The organism is Streptomyces graminilatus (assembly GCF_001418565.1).
Taxonomy (GTDB): Bacteria; Actinomycetota; Actinomycetes; order Streptomycetales; family Streptomycetaceae; genus Streptomyces; species Streptomyces graminilatus.
Window position 1 is genome coordinate 238 of the sequence record NZ_LIQQ01000731.1, and the last position, 4,301, is coordinate 4,538.

Here is a 4,301-nt window from a genome sequence, read left to right on the forward strand (position 1 = left end):
CCGGCTCCCGTACCTGACGCGGGTGCTGAAGGAGACGATGCGCCTGTACCCGGCCGCTCCGCTGCTGGGCAGGCGGGCGGTGGCGGCGACGGAGATCGACGGCCATGTCGTCCCGGCGGGCGCGGACATCCTGATCGCGCCCTGGGTCACCCACCGCCACCCGGCCCACTGGGACAACCCCGACCTGTTCGACCCGGACCGCTTCACCCCCGACCGGGAGAACGCCCGCCACCGCTACGCCTGGCTCCCCTTCGGCGGCGGCCCGCGCGCGTGCATCGGCCGCCACTTCTCGATGCTGGAGTCGGTCCTGGCCCTGGCGGTACTGCTGCGCGAGTACGACGTCGAGGCACCGGCCACGAGGATGCCGGTGACGGCGGCGGTGACGTTGCAGGCGGTGGGGGAGGCGCGGGTGATGGTACGGGCGCGCGCGTGAGGATACGGGCGCGCGGGCGGGGACACGCCGCAGAATCGATCCCTCTTTCCCTCTAAGGGACGAAACAAGTTTGCTATGGGCATATGCCTGTCCTCCGTCTGCCTACTTTCCGAGACGGAGGTGATGCTCGATGTACGAGCACAACGACAACCAGCCGTCGAACGGATCGACGGCACACCGGCAGGACGCGATCGACGTCAACGACTTCGTCTTCGCGGCGACAGGCGCGCGGGTACGGAGGCTGACGATGCCGGACGGGACGTACTGGTTTCCCGCAGCGGATGTCTGCAAGGAGCTGGGGTACACAACCACCCGAAAGGCACTGCTCGACCATGTCCCCGAAGACCGCCGAGAGAGTCTTGAGACTGTGACTGGAAGGCACTGTCTCAGCATTCCCGCAGGTCGGGAGTGGCGACGAGACATGAGTCTCATCGATCTCCAGGGTCTGATCCGCTTGGTCAACGGCTGCACCAAGCCCGCGGCCCAGCCCTTCAAGGCCTGGGTCTCGGAGGTCATCGCCACCATCCAGCGCGACGGCTCCTACACTCTGGAACCGGCCGCTTTGCAGCCCGCTCCCACCGGCGGCACGGCCTATGTCATGCCTCAGCAGTTCACCGATGCCCTCGTCGCACTCGAACAGCGAAGCATCCGGACGGACGAACTGCTGCGCCAGATGAACAGCACCCAGAACGTGATCGTCGAGGTGCTGCGGGACATCGCCCAGACCCTCCGGCACCCCACCGACCGAGCCCGCCCCGTCCAGGCTCCGGAGTTGACGCCCGAGCAGCTTCTGACCAACTGGAAGACCAGAAACCTCGTCGTCACCGAGGACATCCACACAGTGGCCGCTCACCTGGCCCCGGTGCTGCTCCATGGCGGCGCCGACTACAGCGTGGAGGAGATCGCCGTCTGCACAGGGCTGACGCCCGACCGCGTCCGCGACTCCTTGGAGCTGCTGTCCGAGCACGGATGCGTGCGGCAGGTGGGCCGCGCTCCGGACGGCGCACCGTTCTACGTGCTGCCGTAACCGGGCACCCATAAGACTGGGCCCGAAGTCGCAAAACGAAGTTGCGGCTTCGGGCCCGGGTCGTACCGTACTGAACTTTCGAGCGCTTACAAGCCACCCTCGGACATTCCATGCACCGCCGGGACAGTTCCCAGCCGGCCCTTCTGGAAGTCCTCGAACGCCTGCTCAAGCTCCGCCCGCGTGTTCATCACGAACGGGCCGTAGTGGGCCATCGGCTCACGGATCGGCCGGCCGCCGAGGAGTACGACCTCCAGGTCCGGGGAGTTCGCGTCCTGCAGCTCGTCCGCGCGGACCGTCAGCGACGAGCCCGTGCCGAAGACGGCGGTCTGGCCCTTGCGCACCGGGCGCCGGTCCACACCCACGCTGCCGCGGCCCGCGAGGACGTACGCCAGGCCGTTGAAGTCCTCACGCCACGGGAGGGTGACCTCCGCGCCCGGGGCCAGCGTGGCGTGGACCAGGCTGATCGGGGTGTGGGTGATACCGGGGCCCTGGTGGCCGTCCAGCTCACCGGCGATGACACGCAGGAGCGCGCCGCCGTCGTGGGACGTGAGGAGCTGGACCTGGCCGCCGCGGATGTCCTGATAGCGCGGGGCCATCATCTTGTCCCTGGCCGGAAGGTTCACCCACAGCTGGATGCCGTGGAAGAGGCCGCCGGACATGACCAGGGACTCCGGGGGAGCCTCGATGTGCAGCAGGCCCGAGCCGGCGGTCATCCACTGGGTGTCGCCGTTGGTGATGGTGCCGCCACCACCCTGCGAGTCCTGGTGGTCGAAGATGCCGTCCATGATGTAGGTGACGGTCTCGAAACCGCGGTGGGGGTGCCAGGGGGTGCCCTTGGGCTCGCCCGGCGCGTACTCCACCTCACCCATCTGGTCCATCATGATGAACGGGTCGAGGTGCTTGTAGGCGATCCCGGCGAACGCCCGGCGCACCGGGAAGCCCTCGCCCTCGAAACCGCTCGGCGCGGTCGTCACGGTGAGCACCGGTCGCGCCACGGCGTCGGCCGGAGCAGCCACACGGGGCAGGATCAGCGTGTTCTCGACGGTCACTGCAGGCATGTCGGGACCTCCTTGTGCGACTCACTTTAGTTGATTATTGAACTTCCTGCTACCCCTAACAGAGGAGGCCCGGAGGGCATTCCCTCCGGGCCTCCTCGACCAGCCGGACCGGCCGGGCCGGTCGGCACGCGGTGCTAGTTGCTGAAGTACAGATACTTCCAGGGTCCGAATGTCGTCGCGTTCACATTGTCACCGGACGCGCCGCTGACGTAGGCCGACCGCATCCGGGCCCGGATGCCCGACTCGCCGGGCGCCGGGAGCTCCACCGCCGACTTGCCGTTCGTACGGATCGGGAAGTACTCGGGGTCGTCGGCGGTGACGGAGTACCACGCGCCGTCGAAGTAGACCTCGAGGTCGAAGCGCTGCTGGCGGCCCGGGTAGTAGGGCATCGAGGTCGTCAGCAGCGGGCTGGTGTTCTTGTGGAACCAGTAGTACGAGACCGAGCCGATCTTGGCCTTCTTGTAGTGCCGGGACACGGCCGTCGAGATCCGCACCCGTGCGTTCGCGGTGACCTTGACCGTCTTCGACTCGGAGCGGGCGTCACCCTTGAAGACCGCGGTGACGTTCGTGTTCCGGGTCATGTCGAGGGTCACCGAGAGGTTCCCGGCGGAGTTGACCTTGCCGGTCCTGACCAGCTTCTTCGGCTTGTCGTTGCCGTGCGGGTCGGCCCAGATCTCGACCGTGCGGTTCTTGTACGTCCGGCCCAGGTGCGCCGTGAACTTGACGTCGGCGCCGTAGTTGAAGAGCTTCCTGTTGTTGTTCAGGGTCAGCGTCGTCGCGGCGCGGGCGACCGCGACCGTGTCGGACACGGTGGCCGGCGTGTGCTCGGCGTCACCCGCGTACGCCACCTTGTAGGTGACCGGGCCGCCGACGGGCGGGGTGTTGGTGAAGGAGTACGTGCCGTCCACCTTCACCGTGACCGACGGCAGCACCCTGCCGTTCGGGCTCTCCAGGTCGGTGCGGGTGACCTTCAGCTTGACGCCGGACGGCAGCGCGACCGTCGCCGTGAGCTTTCCGGAGACCGTGAGCTTCTTGGCCCGGGGGGCCTTCGCCGGAGCGTTCACCGTCAGCACCGGGGAGTTCTTGGCGGGGTCGGTCAGCGCCCTGAGGGTGTAACCGGAGCCGCTGCCGACCAGCAGGAAGATCCGCGAGGCGTCCGGCGCCCAGGCCAGGGCGGCGGTGCCGTTCCCACCGGCCGGGTACGTACGCAGCGGCCTCGTGGCGTTCGGCCGGTAGACGGACACCTTGGTGCCGTTGAACTGGGCCACCAGGCCGTTCGGGGCGATGTCGGCGCTCTGGCCGGCCGGGTAGGCGCCCACCTTGGTCAGGGTGCCGTTCGCGTACTCGTCCCGGTCCGTGCCGTCGGCCAGTACCTGCGGGGCTCCGGGGACGAGGTCGAGGTCGTCGATGCCGTTGTTGAGCTGGTAGGGCTGGCTGTTCCAGGCGACCACCTCGGGCGTCGGGCCCGAGACGTCCACGAGACCGACGGTCGACGAGGACAAGCCGGTCTCACCGACGGCCAGCAGGCCCGGCGCGGACGTACTCGCGTCGAGCAGCGCCGGATTCCAGATGTCGTGGCCCCCGGGAAGCAGCCCCATCGACACCGGGCCGGCCTCGGCCGCGACCGCCTGAGACCTGCTGGAGGTCCCGGCGGACGAGTCCGAGGATCCGGATGAGTCGGCGGAGGTCTCCGGGGAAGGCGTGGGAGAGGTGGACTCCTCGGACGGCTCGTCGGTCGGTTCCGTGCCCGGGTCGGTGCTCGGCTCGTCGGTCGGTTCCGTGC

General features: G+C 68.5%; 4 protein-coding genes. 2 read left to right on the plus strand and 2 right to left on the minus strand.

Features of this window, described 5'->3' with window-relative positions; all coding sequences use genetic code 11:
- On the plus strand, positions 1-433 hold a 433-nt coding region (locus AOK08_RS48205), incomplete at its 5' end, for a cytochrome P450 (RefSeq protein WP_241827314.1).
- A gap of 130 nt (positions 434-563) precedes the next feature.
- Positions 564-1,460, plus strand: coding sequence for a BRO-N domain-containing protein (locus AOK08_RS40745; protein WP_055535466.1), 897 nt, complete (start codon positions 564-566; stop codon positions 1,458-1,460).
- A gap of 86 nt (positions 1,461-1,546) precedes the next feature.
- Here the strand turns inward: AOK08_RS40745 and AOK08_RS40750 are convergent, their stop codons facing one another.
- On the minus strand, positions 1,547-2,518 hold the full coding sequence (locus tag AOK08_RS40750; RefSeq protein ID WP_079054570.1) for a pirin family protein: 972 nt from the start codon (positions 2,516-2,518) through the stop codon (positions 1,547-1,549).
- A gap of 134 nt (positions 2,519-2,652) precedes the next feature.
- Positions 2,653-4,301 (minus strand): hypothetical protein (locus tag AOK08_RS40755; RefSeq protein ID WP_055535470.1); only part of this gene is annotated, 1,649 nt, incomplete at its 5' end.

What these genes read in the sequence shown, in the direction of transcription:
- AOK08_RS40745 (WP_055535466.1), top strand. Translation starts at nt 564, where the DNA reads ATGTACGAGCACAACGACAACCAGCCGTCGAACGGATCGACGGCACAC.
- AOK08_RS40750 (WP_079054570.1), bottom strand. Translation starts at nt 2,518, where the DNA reads ATGCCTGCAGTGACCGTCGAGAACACGCTGATCCTGCCCCGTGTGGCT.